The 16,185-nt window shown below is 62.6% G+C and carries 15 protein-coding genes, 1 tRNA gene and 1 pseudogene; 15 read left to right on the forward strand and 2 right to left on the reverse strand.

All coding sequences use genetic code 11. The features are described 5' to 3' along the window. Positions 1-284 precede the first annotated feature (284 nt). The 14 genes and pseudogenes from XI06_RS29095 to XI06_RS29160 all read left to right on the forward strand — a co-directional run bounded on the left by XI06_RS29095 (position 285) and on the right by XI06_RS29160 (position 14,578). Complete coding sequence (locus XI06_RS29095; protein WP_237862572.1) at positions 285-947, forward strand: response regulator transcription factor; 663 nt, start codon at positions 285-287, stop codon at positions 945-947. A 39-nt stretch (positions 948-986) separates the two neighbouring features. After that, positions 987-1,421, forward strand: coding sequence for a response regulator transcription factor (locus XI06_RS29100; RefSeq protein ID WP_237862356.1), 435 nt, complete (start codon positions 987-989; stop codon positions 1,419-1,421). Further along, the gene (locus tag XI06_RS29105) at positions 1,414-3,522 is read left to right on the forward strand and encodes a PAS domain-containing sensor histidine kinase (RefSeq protein WP_237868874.1); all 2,109 of its coding nucleotides are present in this window, start codon (positions 1,414-1,416) and stop codon (positions 3,520-3,522) included. Before XI06_RS29100 ends, XI06_RS29105 begins: the two co-directional genes overlap by 8 nt. 268 nt (positions 3,523-3,790) lie before the next feature. Then, positions 3,791-4,669, forward strand: a complete 879-nt coding sequence (locus XI06_RS29110) for a helix-turn-helix transcriptional regulator (protein ID WP_377802680.1) — start codon at positions 3,791-3,793, stop codon at positions 4,667-4,669. Positions 4,670-4,722: 53 nt separating this feature from the next. Then, on the forward strand, positions 4,723-5,673 hold the full coding sequence (locus XI06_RS29115; protein WP_237862353.1) for a helix-turn-helix transcriptional regulator: 951 nt from the start codon (positions 4,723-4,725) through the stop codon (positions 5,671-5,673). Between the two features lie 101 nt (positions 5,674-5,774). Then, positions 5,775-6,065, forward strand: a complete 291-nt coding sequence (locus tag XI06_RS29120; protein WP_237862352.1) for a hypothetical protein — start codon at positions 5,775-5,777, stop codon at positions 6,063-6,065. Positions 6,066-6,188: 123 nt separating this feature from the next. Further along, complete coding sequence (locus XI06_RS29125; protein ID WP_237868873.1) at positions 6,189-7,394, forward strand: NAD(P)/FAD-dependent oxidoreductase; 1,206 nt, start codon at positions 6,189-6,191, stop codon at positions 7,392-7,394. 71 nt (positions 7,395-7,465) lie between these two features. Beyond that, positions 7,466-8,263, forward strand: a complete 798-nt coding sequence (locus tag XI06_RS29130) for an acetoacetate decarboxylase (protein WP_237868872.1) — start codon at positions 7,466-7,468, stop codon at positions 8,261-8,263. A 34-nt stretch (positions 8,264-8,297) separates the two neighbouring features. Beyond that, complete coding sequence (locus tag XI06_RS29135) at positions 8,298-9,473, forward strand: patatin-like phospholipase family protein (RefSeq protein ID WP_271607059.1); 1,176 nt, start codon at positions 8,298-8,300, stop codon at positions 9,471-9,473. A gap of 53 nt (positions 9,474-9,526) precedes the next feature. Next, the gene (locus XI06_RS29140; protein ID WP_237868870.1) at positions 9,527-10,675 is read left to right on the forward strand and encodes an HlyD family secretion protein; all 1,149 of its coding nucleotides are present in this window, start codon (positions 9,527-9,529) and stop codon (positions 10,673-10,675) included. Positions 10,676-10,716: 41 nt separating this feature from the next. After that, positions 10,717-12,202, forward strand: a pseudogene (locus XI06_RS29145) (MDR family MFS transporter). A 44-nt stretch (positions 12,203-12,246) separates the two neighbouring features. Continuing rightward, positions 12,247-13,029: a 3-hydroxybutyrate dehydrogenase gene (locus XI06_RS29150; protein ID WP_237862346.1), complete on the forward strand. Its 783-nt coding sequence runs from the start codon at positions 12,247-12,249 to the stop codon at positions 13,027-13,029. A 37-nt stretch (positions 13,030-13,066) separates the two neighbouring features. Next, on the forward strand, positions 13,067-13,777 hold the full coding sequence (locus XI06_RS29155) for an SDR family NAD(P)-dependent oxidoreductase (RefSeq protein WP_237868869.1): 711 nt from the start codon (positions 13,067-13,069) through the stop codon (positions 13,775-13,777). Positions 13,778-13,816: 39 nt separating this feature from the next. Further along, on the forward strand, positions 13,817-14,578 hold the full coding sequence (locus XI06_RS29160) for a DUF1275 family protein (protein ID WP_237868868.1): 762 nt from the start codon (positions 13,817-13,819) through the stop codon (positions 14,576-14,578). A 280-nt stretch (positions 14,579-14,858) separates the two neighbouring features. Here the strand turns inward: XI06_RS29160 and XI06_RS29165 are convergent. Next, positions 14,859-14,948, reverse strand: a tRNA-Ser gene (locus tag XI06_RS29165). 233 nt (positions 14,949-15,181) lie between these two features. Here XI06_RS29165 and XI06_RS29170 point away from each other — a divergent pair. Next, positions 15,182-15,598: a hypothetical protein gene (locus XI06_RS29170; protein WP_237862343.1), complete on the forward strand. Its 417-nt coding sequence runs from the start codon at positions 15,182-15,184 to the stop codon at positions 15,596-15,598. A gap of 131 nt (positions 15,599-15,729) precedes the next feature. On the opposite strand, the gene XI06_RS29175 is transcribed toward XI06_RS29170, so the two are convergent. Then, complete coding sequence (locus XI06_RS29175) at positions 15,730-16,056, reverse strand: hypothetical protein (protein WP_128951785.1); 327 nt, start codon at positions 16,054-16,056, stop codon at positions 15,730-15,732. Positions 16,057-16,185: the final 129 nt, after the last annotated feature.

A 16,185-nucleotide genomic window follows, 5' to 3' on the forward strand; every position in this document is an offset into this window, starting at 1 on the left:
AAACGCTCACGACGGCTCTGGGTCGCAGGTGACGACTTTGCCCAAACGCACGATCGCCTCAAGGCGCAGAGCAGAATCAGACAAAACACGCGGGTTTTGGGAAAGACGACGGTATTGCATAGCCTTAAGAGCCGTAAGAACCCGGGTGAGACCGCGAAGCTGAGGGCCGAAAGCCCCGGCCAGGAAACGGCGACAAACCGCGGAGCAGGAAGCGATCAAGAGGCCAAGCCATGCTTGATATTACCGCCAGCTCTCATGCTCCACCTGACCCGCCTTGCCATCTCATGACCATCAACGCCGACATCACCGACCGTCCGCTTGTGCTGATCGTGGACGACGACGAAGAGATTCGCTTCGCGCTGCGCGAGTTGCTGCTGTCGGTTGGACTCGACGCGTGCTGCTTCGGCTCGACCCAGGAACTGTTGCACGCCGATCTGCCGGAGCGACCGGGTTGCCTGATCCTCGACGTCCGCATGCCCGGCGCCAGCGGCCTGGATCTGCAGCAGCATCTTGCCGCAAACGGCAACGCGCGGCCGATCGTTTTCCTCACCGGTCACGGCGATATCGCCATGACGGTGCAAGCGATGAAGGCAGGAGCGGTGGATTTCCTGACCAAGCCAGTCAGGGATCAGGCGTTGCTCGACGCGGTCACCGCAGCGATCGAAAAAGACCTGGCGCAAAGGGCATCGGCCGAACGTGTCCGCCAACATGTCGATCGCTACGTGACATTGACTCCGCGCGAACGTGAAGTGCTGCGTGAAGTGGTCAGGGGTCGTCTCAACAAGCAGATCGCGTTCGATCTCGGCATCAGCGAAATCACGGTCAAGCTGCACCGCGGCAATGCGACGCGGAAACTCCAGGCCGGATCGGTCGGCCAGTTGGTCAGGATCTGGGAATCATTGCCCCCGGAAATTCGAGGGAAGCCATCGGCCTACACCAAAGAATAGGTACAACCCAGGACGCAATGGGCGGATGGTCGAAGGGCCATGCCAGCGAAAACCGCTCGTCCGCCCAAAGCACCCATCGTCGCTGTCATAGATGACGACGAGGCCGTGCGAGAGGCGCTTTCGGATCTCCTCTTGGTGCTGGGACTCGCATGCCGGACATTCGATCGAGCGGAAGCCTTCATGGCCGAATATCAGCCCGATCGGTTCGACTGTCTGATTACCGACGTGAGCATGCCGGGCCGGAGTGGCCTCGAACTCCAGGAGCGACTACGGGAACTTGGCTCGTCGATGCCGGTTATTGTCATCTCTGCTGATACAAATGCGGCCACCCGCGCACGCGCGCTGAGCGGCGGCGCCCTTGCCTGCCTGACGAAGCCGGTCAATGATGATGTTCTGCTTCGCCACCTGGAGTCGGCGCTAAACCGCGCAAGCGGCGTGCGCGACGATCGACGGGACGCACCGTCAGATGACTAATTCTTCCCGACGCGCCGCAGCAAACGGCCACGACCCCGCTTTCGCCGCTCCTTTCGTCGCGGAACTCTCCGATCTGGCATCCGAAAGCATCATCGTCAGCGACGTTCATGGTGTCATCAGGTACTGGAACCCGGCCTCGGAAGCGCTCTACGGATGGCCTGCCCTGGCGATGGTCGGGCAGCATGTCCAGACGATCGGATCGCTCGCCCACGCCGGCACCGACCATTTCAACGCACTGCTGCGCGAAGGCCGGTGGGAGGGTGTGGTCCACCGGCGCGGGCTGACCGGAACTGATATCGTCGCCGCCGTGAGACAAATCGTCAGGCGGGACTCCGCCGGCGACCTTCTCGATATTGTCGAATTCGGTCGTGACGCCGGGTCCCTCACCCGAGCGTCGTATCTGCGCATGGATGCGGAGCTGCAATCGTCCCTCGCTGCATCCTGGGAGCTCGACACGTCGGCCGCGCGCCCCTTGCTCGATGCGATCGCGGAACATCGACGTAGCGGCGTCGCGATCGACTTCGATCAGCATCCGGATTGGGTCGACAGGATGCTGTCCGCAACCCGCATCCTGGCCGTCAACGATCGCGCGGTCCGCATGTTCGGTGCGCATGCCGGCTACGAGCAGATGATCGGAAAATCCATCGACACGTTCTGGCCAGCCGAGAGCCGCTCTGTCCTGGCGACACTGCTCGAAAGTGTCGCCAGCGATCGCACGCGCCTCGAGACACGCAAGATGGTCTTGAGCGGGAGCTTGCGCGAACCCGTCATCAAGGCCTGGCATTCGGCGGAGCCGAAGCCGCCCGACACCGTGTTCGTGACGATCAACGGCGTGACGAATGACGACCGGACCACCTGGGAACTGCAGGCGAGCGAGGATCGATATCGTAGGCTGATCCAGTATCTTCCGACCGCGCTTTGGCAGGTCGATTCGCGTCGCGCAGGTGAGGCTTTCGACCAATTGAAGGCAGCCGGTGTCCACGATATCGCGGCCCATCTCGGGCGCAATCCGGATCTCGTCGAACACGCCAAAGACGTCGTTCGCGTCACCGACGTCAACCGGGACGCCGTCTCGCTGTTTCGCGCCGGCAACCCCGCCGATCTCATCAAGCCCGTCAGGTACATTTTCGCCGCCGCTCCAGGACTGGCTGAACGAGTGATGGTGGCGCACTTCGAAGGCCGCCGGAATTTCATTGCGGAAACCAGGATCCGCGCCTTTGACGGTTCGATCGTCGACGTCCTGTTCACGGTGACATATCCGGTGCCGCCCGAGCAGCTCGACAACACCTTCATCACCATGCAGGACATCAGCGAGCGGTTGAACGCCGAACAGCAGCTTCGCAAGCTGCAGGCCGACTTCTCGCATGCCGGGCGCATCGCGACGCTCGGAGAGCTTGCGACGTCGATCGCCCATGAAATCAATCAGCCGCTTGCGGCCATCGTGACTAACGGCGAGACCAGCTTGAGGTGGCTGGCACGCGAAGATCAGAACACGGAAAAGGTCACGCAACTCACCTCACGAATCGTATCGAACGCGCGCCGCGCCAGCGACATCATTCATCGCATCCGCGACATGGCAGCGAAGCACGAACCGGAGAAGCGCCTGATCGACCTGAACGAGGTGGTCGAGGAAGCGCTCCTGTTCATTCGCCATGACATCGATTCAAAGTCGATCCTCCTTTCAGCGAACTTCGGCGCTGAGCTTCCCAAGGTCATGGGCGACCGGATTCAGTTGCAGCAAGTGATCATCAATTTGCTGGTCAACAGCGTCCAGGCCATCGTGCAGTCGGGCCAACCGACGCGCCGGATCGACACCCGGACGTCGATCGACGACGAAGGTTCGGTGGTCTTCTCCGTTCTCGACAATGGACCGGGCGTTCCCGCCAAGGATTTGGAACACATCTTTGACAGCTTCTTCAGCACCAAGGATACGGGAATCGGCATTGGCCTCGCTATCTGCCAGTCGATCATCACGGCGCATGGCGGTCGTATCACGGGCGTGAACCGTGCGAACGGCGGAGCGCATTTCCACTTCGCGCTCCCGCCGTTGACGGTTGCCGGCCCTGAAACAAGCTCGGTGGCGCCATCCGCACGCGCATGACCCGAAAATCCGGCACATCACGCGTCATCCTATCCCAAGGTACAGCTGACTCTATCCGCTGAACCAGCCAGACCGAACCGGCAGCACGATACCGCTGCGCGCTGTTTCCCATCATCATGCACGGAACAAGGAGCCTGCCTCGGCGGCCACGTATAGGCCGGCGAAAGCGGAGCACAGGTTGTTCTCGACGCGAGCAATATCCATGAGCAAGCCGATTACCGATCCAGTCAAGGCTCTGCCGGTCGCGGCCAGGACGCGCGAGGCGGACATGCCGACTGCCGAGCGGCTTGCTGCCGATGCGGAGATGGCTCGCGTTCTCCACACGACACCTCTGCACATGGCATTGGACTCTTCCGGTGCAGGGATCGCCCACTGGCAACATGAACCGCTGCACGACGTGGTCGAACCCATGAGCCACCACGTCGTCATGGCTTACAATGGCACGGTCCAGCGCATGGAGCGGCGGACCGGAAGCTCGGTTGCCAAAGGAACGTTCCGTCGCGGCGTCGTGATCATCATTCCGGAAGGATCGAGCTCCCGATGGGACATTCCGAAATCCGTCGATGTCGTTCAGCTCTATCTTCCTCATGCCTCGCTGAAGCGCGTCGCCGACGAAGCCGGGACCTCGTCGACCGATCTCCTCGAGCGAACGGCACACCCCGACCCCGTTACGTCCCGACTGCTGCTGAGTGCAGCCGGCGTGCTGAACGGCAATGGAGCCCTCGATACGCTGTTCAGGCTCCAACTGACAGACCTCCTGGCCACGCGCCTCCTGGCGGCACACACCGGCTCGCCAACGACATTCCAGCCGGTCGTGGGCGGGCTTTCGCCCAAAGTCTTGCTCCGTGCGATCGAACGCTTGCGCTCGGACAGCGAGGCGGACCTCTCCCTCGATGCGCTGGCTTCTGACGCCGGCCTGTCGCGCTTCCATTTCTGCCGTGCCTTCAAGGAGAGCGCCGGTCTTTCACCTCATGCCTGGCTGCGGCAATACCGGCTCGAGCAGGCCATGAACATACTGCGCGACACCGACGCAACCATCGCCTCGGTCGCAGCGGAGCTCGGCTATACCTCGCAAACGGCCTTCGCCGCGGCATTCCGGCGATCGACCGGCGAAACGCCAAGCGATTGGCGACAGCGCGTCCGTTAGCATCAATCGCTCCGCAGGTAACGAAGCCCGTTTCCGAATGCGAGGATAGCGCCATGAGCAACGAGATCTTGAACGATCCTCTGAGGGCTCTGCTGGTTGCGCCTGGCGGTCGCCAGCGCGAGTTGCCGGTCGGTGACCGGCGTCCCGCCGATCTGGAGATGTCGCGCGTCCTCAAGACCGCACCGCTCCAGATGGCTTCCGACCCCTCCAACGGCGCAATCGCGCACTGGAAGCATGGCGCCCTGCACGATGTGGTCGAACCCATGGCCGACCACGTCATCATGGCTTACCCCACCGGGGTCCAACGCCTCGAGCGGCGCATCGGCAGGTCGGTTGCGATTGGCACGGCGCGTTCCGGAGTGGTGACGATCATCCCGGCCGGGACAAGCGCGCGATGGGATATCCCCGGCTCTGTGGACGTCATCCAGCTCTATCTTCCGCCCGCAACCCTCGAACGCGTTTCGCGTGAAGCCAATGCACCCGCTCCCGGCGATCTTCTGGAAAGAACTGCATATCTCGATTCCCTCACTTTCGAACTGCTGATGAGTGCGGCCGACGTGTTGCAAGGCAATGCAGCTTTGGATGCTCTATTCAGACAGCAACTGACGGATCTGATAGCGACGCGTCTCCTGGCAGAGCACTCCGGCACGCCGACTGCGCAGGAGCCAATCGCGGGCGGGCTCTCTCCCCATGCGCTGCGACGTGCCATCGAGCGACTGCGCTCGGACAGCGATGCTGACGTGTCCCTCGCCGCGCTCGCGTCCGATGCCGGGCTGTCGCGCTTCCACTTTTGCCGGGCCTTCAGGGAAAGCACCGGACTGTCGCCTCATGCCTGGCTGCGCCAGAACCAGCTCGAGCGGGCCATGAACATGCTGCGCGACAGCGACGTGGCGATCGCTTCAGTAGCCGAACAGCTTGGCTACGCTTCGCAAACTGCGTTTGCGGCGGCGTTCAAGAAGCTGACCGGCGAAACCCCGAGCGAATGGCGACGACGCACGCGGTAATGACAATCGCTCTGCAGGTGCCGCAATCGCTCTGGCGCAATTGCAGCTCCGGACAGGTAGATGTTCAGGGTCCCCTACGCTCCCAAATACGGAGACAAACGATGGCCTCGAGAACCCTCATCAGCCTTCTTGCATTCGTACCGCGAAGGAGAATTGCCGCAACCACGATCCTGTACGGCCTTTCGCTGGCCGTCCGCTTCACCTCGGCAACCGGCGAACAGATGGAAATTCCGGCTCAGTCCATGCAGAGGGCCATTCCGGTGATGTCGATCATGACCACGGACGACGCTCGGCCCTACGCCGACTGGCTTCCGAACGCAGCTCAGCCGGTGATGTTTCGCAACCGCTGGCTCCCGCTGAAGTCCTCGATGTCGAGTTGCGCTTCCCGGTAAGACCACGCGATTTCGTTCCACCTCTTCGCGTCATCATCGATCGCAAAAGCCTTGCCGCCAACGAGAGGCGGCGGCGGCAACGCGCCTAAGTCCGAGCAACCACAAACCACAGGAGACCACCACATGCGACTCGTCATCATTGGTTCCGGCTTTGCCGGCATGTACGCCGCCCTTTCCGCAGCCCGTTTGCGCGACATCCAGGGCGTCTCGCCCGAGGCTCTCGAAATCGCGCTTGTTGCACCGGAGCCGACCCTGGTGGTCCGCCCCCGGCTCTACGAGCCGAAGCCTGAGACCCTGACGGCACCTCTGCTGGACGTCCTCAACGCGATCGACGTCGACTACGTGCAGGGCAGCGCCGAGACGATCGACAGCAAGACCCGCACCGTGCAGATCGTTGCGGCCAAGGGCGCACGAAAGACGCTTCCCTATGATCGGTTGATCGTCGCCACCGGCAGCCGGTTGTTCCGCCCGAATATTCCCGGCCTCGCCGAGCACGGCTTCAGCGTCGACCAGCTCGACGACGCGATCGCGCTCGACCGGCATCTGCACGCCCTGGCGCATCAGCGGCAATCCGCGGCGCGCGACACGGTCGTTGTGGCCGGCGGCGGTTTCACGGGAATCGAGGTGGCGACCGAGATGCCGTCACGACTCCGCGCGATCCTCGGCAAGGATGCCAAACCCCGTGTCATCATCGTCGAGCGGAACAGTGCGGTCGCTCCCGACATGGGCGCGAGCCCGCGCCCCGTCATCGAGGAGTCCCTCCGCAATCTCGGTGTCGAGACCCGGGTTGGTGTCGGCGTCGCGTCGCTGGATAAGTCCGGCGTCACGCTGTCGAGTGGCGAGCACATCGCGAGTGCGACCGTGATCTGGGCCGCCGGCATGCGCGCCGCGCCGTTGACCGCGCAGATTCCGGCCGAGCGGGACAATTTCGGCCGGCTGCTGGTCGACCGCGATCTGCGCGTGCTGTCGGTGCCTGGCGTGTTCGCCACAGGTGACGCCGCCAGGGCTGCGTGCGACGGAATTGGAAACTACGCCCTGATGTCGTGCCAGCATGCCCTGCGGATGGGTGCCTTTGCCGGCAATAACGCAGCCGCCGAGCTTCTGGGAATTCCGACCAAGCCATACCACCAGGAAGCCTACGCCACCTGTCTCGACCTCGGGGAGGCCGGCGCGATCTTCACGCTTGGGTGGGAGCGAACGCTGAAACTGGTCGGCGCGGAAGCAAAGAAGACCAAGCAGCAGATCAACACCGTCTGGATCTATCCGCCGCCGGCCGAACGCGCTGCGGCACTGGCGGCGGCCGATCCCGAGCACGTCGGCGAACTTTAGCCGTGTCAATCGATCGGGCCGCGAACCTCAGAGCGCGGCCCGTCGTCTTCCGTAAATCTGGAGCCAGACCGATGAAACACGAGACCGTGCGCACAACTGCGTTTGCAATGCCGCTGACCAATCCGGCCTTCCCACCCGGACCCTATCGCTTCGTCAACCGCGAATACTTCATCATCCAATACCGAACGGATCCCGAGGCGCTGCGCCGAATCGTGCCGGCTCCGCTCGAAATCACCGAGCCGGTGGTGAACTACGAATTCATCCGCATGCCCGATTCCACCGGCTTTGGCGACTACACCGAAAGTGGCCAGGTCATTCCGGTGTCCTATCAGGGCCAGACCGGTAGCTTCACGCATCAGATGTTTCTCAACGATCACCCTCCCATCGCGGGCGGACGCGAGCTGTGGGGTTTCCCCAAGAAGCTAGCGCAACCGAAGCTCGCGGTCGAGATCGACACGCTGGTCGGCACGCTGAACTACGGCTCGGTCCGCATCGCAACCGGCACGATGGGCTACAAGCATCGCGCGCTCGACGCCGCGATGGAAGCGAAGAAGCTCACCGCGCCGAACTTCCTGCTCAAGATCATTCCGCATGTCGACGGCGCGCCGCGCATCTGCGAGCTGGTGCGCTACCACCTCGAGGACATCACCGTGAAGGGCGCATGGACCGGGCCGGCTGCGCTCGACTTGTATTCGCATGCGCTTGCTCCGGTCGCCGAGCTGCCGGTCCTCCAGGTGCTGTCGGCCAAGCATGTCGTCGCCGACCTGACGCTCGGGCTAGGCACCGTGGTCCACGACTATCTCGCGTCAAGCGCGACCACGCGCCGCCACGGCCACGCAGAGAGCCTGGCCGATGCGAGCACTGGCTGATCGAACGTCATCCATGCCATCGGGAGTCATCAAAATGCTGAACATGATGCGCGAGCAGAGCAACCCTGTGTCGCAGTCGAACAAATCACTGCCTTATGATGTCGTTGCTCTCGTGCTGCAAGGCGGCGGCGCACTCGGCGCCTATCAGGCCGGCGTCTATGAGGGCCTGCACGAGGCCGGCATCCGGCCGAACTGGCTGGCCGGCATTTCGATCGGCGCGCTCAACGCCGCCATCATCGCGGGCTCACCCGAGGCCGAGCGCGTCGCGCGGCTGCGCGAGTTCTGGGAAACCATCTGTGCTTTCTCGATCGAGTGGCCGGCCGGCGAAGGACTGGCCAATGCCCTGCCCTTTGCGTTCGACATTCGCTCGATCCGCAACGCGCTGGCTGCGACGCGGGCGTTGGTGCAGGGCCAGCCGGGATTCTTCAGGCCGCGCTTCCCCTCGCCGCTTTGGTCGCCGTTCTCCGGCGACGCAGCGACCAGCTTCTACGACACAGCGCCGCTGCAACAAACGCTGGAGCGGCTAGTCGACTTCGATCGACTGAATTCGGGCGAGGTCCGCGTCAGCGTCGGCGCGGTCAATGTCCGCACGGGCAATTTGACCTATTTCGACACCGCCGAGCGCCGGCTGGGACCGAAACATTTCATGGCGTCGGGCGCGCTGCCTCCGGGTTTCCCCTCCGTCGAAATCGAAGGCGAGCACTATTGGGACGGCGGCGTAGTCTCCAACACCCCCCTTTCCCGTCTGCTGTCCGGCGAGCCGTGCGACACGCTGACGTTCCAGATCGACCTCTGGTCGGCCAAGGGACGCGTTCCCTACGACATGATGGAGGTGTCGAGTCGGCAGAAGGACATCCAGTATTCCAGCCGTACCCGCAACGTCACCGATCAGGCGCTGCGGATGCAGACGATGCGTCAGGCGCTGCAGCGGACGATCGAGAAGTTGCCGGAATCCGCAATGCGTGATCCCGAGATGTGCGCCATCGCCGAGATGGCACGCCAGCGCGCCTACAACATCGTTCATCTGATCTATCAGACCAAGAGCCACGAGGGCCATTCGCGAGACTACGAATTCGGCCTGAGCGCGATGCGCGCCCACTGGCAGAGCGGCCTCGACGACATCCGCCGCACCCTCGCCGACCCGAATCGCCTGGACCCGCCCGACCCGGAGCTCGGCATCGTCACCCATGACGTCCATCGCCGCGACTAGGCTGCTCCAGCTCGTCGCCTAACTGCCCTTGATCAGGTCATTCGGAGAATGCCATGTCGAACGCCTATTACGTTGCAGATCCCACGGCGAAGTTGAAGCTGCGTCCGTCGCGACAGGCGATCAGGCGAGCGGCGATCGCCTTCCCTGCGGCGCTCGGCGTCGCTGCCGCAGCCCATTTCGGCCATTACTATTTCACGACCGGCCGCTATCTGGAAACGACTGACGACGCCTACGTCAAAGCAGATTCCACGATCATCGCGCCGAAAGTATCGGGCTACATCGCGGAAGTGCTGGTCACGGACAATGAGTCGGTGACGGCCGGCCAGCTGCTGGCAAGGATCGACGACCGCGACTTCAGGACAGCCCTCAGCCAGGCCAAGGCCGACGTCGCTGCCGCGGAATCCGCGGTGAAGAATCTCGACGCGCAAATCGCGCTGCAGCAGCCGTTGATTCAACAGCAGGCCGCTGCGGTGGAGGCCACCGAGGCGAACCTGAAGTTCGCCAAGGAAGAGAGAGCCCGCTACGACGATCTCATGAAGTCGGGCTCCGGCACCATCCAGCGCGCCCAGCAGACCGACGCGGCGCTGCGGGCGCAGACCGCGCAGCTGCAGCAAGGTAAAGCTGGATTGATCGCCGCCAACCAGAAGGTCGAGGTGCTTGCGACCCAGCGCGCGCAGGCCGTCGCACAGCGTGATCGCGCCCGTGCGGTCGAGCAGCAGGCAGCGCTGAACCTGTCCTATACCCGGATCACAGCCCCGGTCGATGGAACGATCGGTGCCCGCTCGCTCCGGGTCGGCCAATATGTCCAGGCCGGCACGCAATTGATGGCCGTGGTGCCGCTCGATGCGGTTTATGTGGTCGCCAATTTCAAGGAAACACAGCTCACCCACGTGCGTAGCGGCCAGCCCGTCGAGCTATACGTCGATAGTTTCGAATCGACCGTGCTGAAGGGTCATGTCGACAGCCTGTCCCCCGCGAGTGGCCTGGAATTCGCGCTGTTGCCGCCGGATAACGCAACCGGCAATTTCACCAAGATCGTCCAGCGCGTGCCGGTGAAGATCGTACTCGACGGCCATGGCCTGAAAGGCCTGTTGCGTCCGGGCATGTCGGCCGTGCCGACGATCGACACGAAGTCGACGGTGGTCGCCGAGCGCGCAGCCGGGAAGCAGCTCGCCTCGCGCGACGGCAAGCCCCGCAGCTGAGCAACCGCGCGCCGCTCAGTCGCACGTGACGAGGAACAACCATGACCACGTTGAACACCACCCTCGACGACGTTCCGGCCAGCGAGCCAGAAGCTGCAACGCCTGCCGTCTCCGCCAAGACCTGGCTTGCCGTGATCGGCGCCACGCTCGGCGCCTTCATGGCGGTTCTCAATATCCAGGTCGTCAATGCCTCGCTGGCCGATATCCAGGGCGGGATCGGTGCGGGCATCGATGATGGCGGCTGGATCTCGACCTCCTATCTGATTGCCGAGATCGTGGTGATTCCACTCTCCGGCTGGCTCGCCCAGGTGTTCTCGATCCGCATCTACCTGCTGACCAACGCCCTCCTGTTCCTGGTGTTCTCGGCGGCCTGCGCCTTGGCCCAGGACCTGCCGCAGATGATCGTGCTGCGCGCCGTGCAAGGGTTCACGGGCGGCGTCCTGATCCCGATGGCGTTCACGCTGATCATCACCTTGCTTCCCAAGGCGAAGCAACCGATCGGGCTCGCGATGTTCGCGATCTCAGCCACGTTCGCGCCCGCGATTGGTCCGACCATCGGCGGCTATCTCACCGAGAATCTTGGCTGGCAATACATCTTCTACGTCAACACCGTGCCGGGCGCGATCATGATCGCGATGCTCTATGTCTCGCTCGAACCCGGCCCGATGAAGCTGTCGCTGCTGCGCGAAGGCGACTGGCTCGGCATCATCACGATGGCGATCGGCCTGTCGGCGCTGCAGACCGTGCTGGAGGAAGGCAACAAGGATGACTGGTTCGGCTCGCCGTTCATCGTTCATTTCGCAATTGTCGCCGCTATCGCTCTGCCGCTGTTCGTCGTGATCGAATTGCTGACGAAGAAGCCGTTGCTCAATCTCCGCATCCTGTTCCGTCGCAATTTCGGCTTCGGCGTGCTCGCGAACTTTCTGCTCGGCGTCGCGCTGTATGGCTCCGTCTACGTCCTGCCGGTCTATCTGTCCCGCATCCAGGGATACAATTCCGAGCAGATCGGCATGGTGCTGGCGTGGACCGGATTTCCCCAGCTCCTGTTGATTCCGCTGGTGCCGCAGCTGCTGAAGCGCCTTGATCCGCGCATCGTGATCGGCGTCGGCTTTGCACTGTTCGCGGGGTCCAACTTCATGAACATCTTCATGACCAACGATTATGCGGCGGACCAGCTGCTATGGCCGAACGTCATCCGCGCCTTTGGTCAGGCCCTGGTCTTCGCCCCGCTCTCGGCCGTCGCGACGTCGGGCGTCGAGGCGGAGAACGCCGGATCGGCATCTCGAGAACGCGACCCGCACGCGGCTCGAGCAGCTCACGCAATATTTCATCAATCACGGCGTGATCGACCGCGTCGATGCGGCTCATCGGGCCTATGTCGCGATCGGCAAGATCATCCAGAAGCAGGCATTCATCCTGGGCTTCAGCGACACCTTCTATCTGCTCGGCGCCTCGCAGATCGTCGCCCTCGCAGCAGCGCTCATGCTCACGAAACCCGGCCATATCGAAGCCGGCGGCGGCCACTGACCGACCAAGACGACAACCACCTCCAAGCACTGAAAGGACGTCAAATGTTGAAAAGCAAAGTCGCAATCGTTACCGGATCGACCAGCGGAATCGGGCTCGGTATCGCCCGGCAGCTCGCCAGGCTTCGCGCCAACATTGTGTTGAACGGCTTCGGCGACGCAAGTGAGATCGAGGCGATCCGCGGCGGGATCGAGCGCGAGCACGGGGTGCGCGTCGTCTACGACGGCGCCGATATGTCGAAGGGCGACGCCGTACGCCGGTTGATCGCCACGACGGTCGAGACATTCGGGCGCCTCGATATCCTCGTGAACAATGCCGGCATCCAGTTCACCGCACCCGTAGAAGAGTTTCCGCCCGCCAACTGGCACGCGATCCTGGACATCAATCTGTCGGCCGCATTCCACGGCATCGCGGCGGCGGTCCCCGAGATGAAGAAGCAGGGCTGGGGGCGAATCGTCAACATCGCCTCCGCGCACGGCCTGGTCGGATCGACCCACAAGGCAGCCTACGTGGCGGCCAAGCACGGCTTGATCGGCCTGACCAAGGTGGTTGGCCTGGAGACGGCCGGCACCGGCGTGACCTGCAACGCAGTCTGTCCTGGATGGGTACGGACGCCCTTGGTCGAAAAGCAGATCAGCGACATCGCTGCGCAGAAGAACATCAGCCAGATGGATGCCGCAAAGGCACTGCTGGGCGAGAAACAGCCGTCCTCGGAGTTCGTCTCCCCGGAGCAGCTTGGAGGCACAGTGGCCTTCCTATGTTCCGCTGCGGCAGACCAGATTACGGGCACCGCGATTTCGGTCGACGGCGGCTGGACCGCGCAATAGCTGAAGCAGCAGTCGAAGAACAGGAACGGAAGCCATCATGGACACAGAACGCAAAGTTGCAATCATCACCGGCGCCTCGCGGGGTATCGGAGAGGCGTTGGTCGAGGCATATCGCGACAGAAACTACCGTGTGGTTGCGAACGCCCGCTCGATCAAGCCGTCGCCGGATCCGGATATTCTCGCAGTATCCGGCGACATCGGCGACCCGACGACGGCAGAGCAAATTGTTTTGCAGGCACTCGATCGGTTCGGTCGCATCGACACGCTTGTGAACAATGCCGGCATCTTCATCGGAAAGCCGTTCATTGAGTATACCGACGACGACTATTCCAGGATGCTATCGATCAACCTCAGCGGCTTCTTCCACGTGACGCGACGTGCTGCCGCGCAAATGCTAGGGCGCGGGTCCGGGCATATCTTGCAGATCACGAGCAGCCTCGACGAGAACGTCAGTAGCAGCGCGCCGTCGGCACTGGCGGCCCTGACGAAGGGTGGTTTGAATGCGGCGACGAAGTCGCTTGCAATCGAGTACGCAAGCAAGGGAATCCGCGTCAACGCTGTGGCCCCCGGGGCAACCAAGACGTCGATGCACAGGCCCGAGATGTATGATGTCCTCGCGAAGCAGCATCCAATTGGGCGCATGGGCGAGGTCCACGAAATCGTCGAAGCCGTCCTCTATCTTGAAACTGCCGGCTTCGTCACGGGCGAAATCCTGCATGTCGATGGCGGACAAAGCGCTGGCTTCTAGGACGGAGCCGTACGACCCCGGTCACCAGACCTGAGGTCGATGGAGCCGCTGAAGCTCAACTGGAACTGCTGGTCTATGTTCGCTCAAGACAGCCCCATATTAGAACGGCCCGTGGATTTAGCGAATGATGCAGCGAAGCTGTCGCGCCTGGAGGCGCGGCTGCCGCCGTTGCTCAGCGTCATCGCCGGAATGGTCGACTTCACCGGATTCTTCACGCTGGGTCATATCTTCACTGCCCACGTGACCGGCAATATCGTGCTAGCCGCTGCCGTTGTCATCGACGGCGGCTCGTTTCACTGGGCGCAGCTGTTGGCGGTCCCTGTTTTCATGCTGGCCCTGGCGGTCATCTGGATGGTCGCCAAAGCTTCCGGCCGTCGCGGCTCGAACCTGGCGCAGCTGTTGCTTCGCGTTCAATTCCTCATGCTAGCTACGCTGTTGATCTTCAGCGTCATCGCCAAGCCATCTGCCGATCCGGTTGGATTGCGGGCCGGTGCGGCTGCGCTGTTGGCCGTGTCGGCCATGGCCTGCCAATACGCGCTCCTCCGTCTCGCAGTGCCCGGCGCAATCTCGACAGCGGTGATGACCGGCAATCTGGCCAACGCCGTTTTGTCGACTATGGACCTGCTTGCCGTGCACAACCCTCTGCTGCCGCAAGATTCAACGCCGCTCAGTCACTCGCTTCATCGCCTACTCGGTTTCCTCCTGGGGTGCGTCGTTGCCGCAGTAGCGGTTTCGGCGGCAGGTGACTGGGCTTGGTCGCTTCCAGCAGCAGTAGCCGCAGTTGCAACCGCGGTGCGTTAGCGATTGTCAACGCTGGCACGCCGCGGGCCGTTGCTTCGGGAGTTCACTACGCGCCAACGTGAACAGATCTTATGCGTCCGCCGGCTACTCAAGATTTATGGGGTCACGTCCGAGCTAGCGCGCCGGATGCCGGGTGGCCCCTCAAAATTCCAAGTGGCAGCGAATCTATTTGTAGCTTGCAACCGTAGCCACTCACTCCAAGCGTGGCGCGCAGGGGAAATTCTTCTGATATTGCAATATCTTGGCCACGAGGGGCGGTGAACAGTGGAGAACAATATACTGGCGGAAGGGGTGGGATTCGAACCCACGGTACCCTTGCGGGCACGCCGGTTTTCAAGACCGGTGCCTTAAACCACTCGGCCACCCTTCCAAACCTGGCTGTCGCTTATCGCAGGCCGTTCGGGAAGGCAACGCGAAGTTTGGCCTTGGCGGCGCGATCGAGATTCGGGCGCCATCAGGAGCCCTGTTTCGGAAGGAGGGTGTCATCGCGACCGATCCGTAGTTGCTTCGCCGCCAAAAGGAACCGCCTCTCCGTTGACCGGGATCAATGGGCTTCCGTCGGTCGTCGCTAGCGTGGCCCTACGCCTTCGAGGGAGGATCAATATGAGGCTGAAGCGAATTCTTTGGGCCCTGGTGCTTTTGGTTGGATTTGCGACGCCCGCGCTGGCGCAGCCGTTTCCACGTCCCGTCCTGCAGTTTGCCGGGCAAGTGATTTTCGGACCCACGCTTATCGTCGGGCTGAGGGTGGTCAACTGGAGCGATTACTCGCCCGCGCTCTTTGCAGCTTCGCCAAAGCTGCCACCATGCGGGCTCAATACCTCTGCATCTCGCACCTGGGTCGAGATCTACAACGCCAGAGGCCAGAGGCTCTATGGATTCTGCGGCTTCACAGATCCGTCCCTTCTCTCAGAGTTCTGGTTCTCGATTCCGGAAGCGAGTCGGCCAAGGGCGGTTTACATCGCTCTCATCGACCGGCTGCGGCGCCGAATAGTGGTGTCGAACAAGGTGGCCATTCCATGAACGGAATCTGGTAGAGACCGGATAAGCGGGCCGTCGTCTTTCAAAGCGATCCATTTCTCCTTGGCAACGGACAAAAAAAGCGCGGCGCCCCATGAGAGCCCCGCGCCAAATCCGTCCGTTACGATGTCGGCTCAGTAGCCGCAATGGCCGCAAGCCGGCTGCACCGGAGCATAATAGGAATAACCCGGCGAGACCATCTCGACGCGCTGGCGTGTGGCGTATTGCGGCGGGATGCGCTCGTACTGCACACCCGGCGGCGCCACCATCACGGTCTGCGGAACCATCACGGTGCGGTACTGCGCGGGCGTGCGGTGCGCCACGGTCGCCCCCGGCGATACCATCACGGTCTCATCGACGGTGCGGTATTGCGGCGCGACGTATTGCTGCTGATAGCAGGTCGTGCACGGCTGCGGCGGCGCGTAGCAATTATAGCAGCCGGCAGAAGCCGCTGATGTCATCGAAAACGCGGCGACGACTGTAGAGAAGACAACAGCAAGACTACGAGACATTATGTGGCGCCCCAATTGCCCGAAATGGATTTGCGAAGGTGGCCGCATTATACGCCGCAAAACTCATCTCTGCCGAAG

Origin of the sequence: Bradyrhizobium sp. CCBAU 11434 (assembly GCF_028128895.1) — a bacterium.
In the GTDB taxonomy this organism is placed as follows: Bacteria; Pseudomonadota; Alphaproteobacteria; order Rhizobiales; family Xanthobacteraceae; genus Bradyrhizobium; species Bradyrhizobium zhengyangense.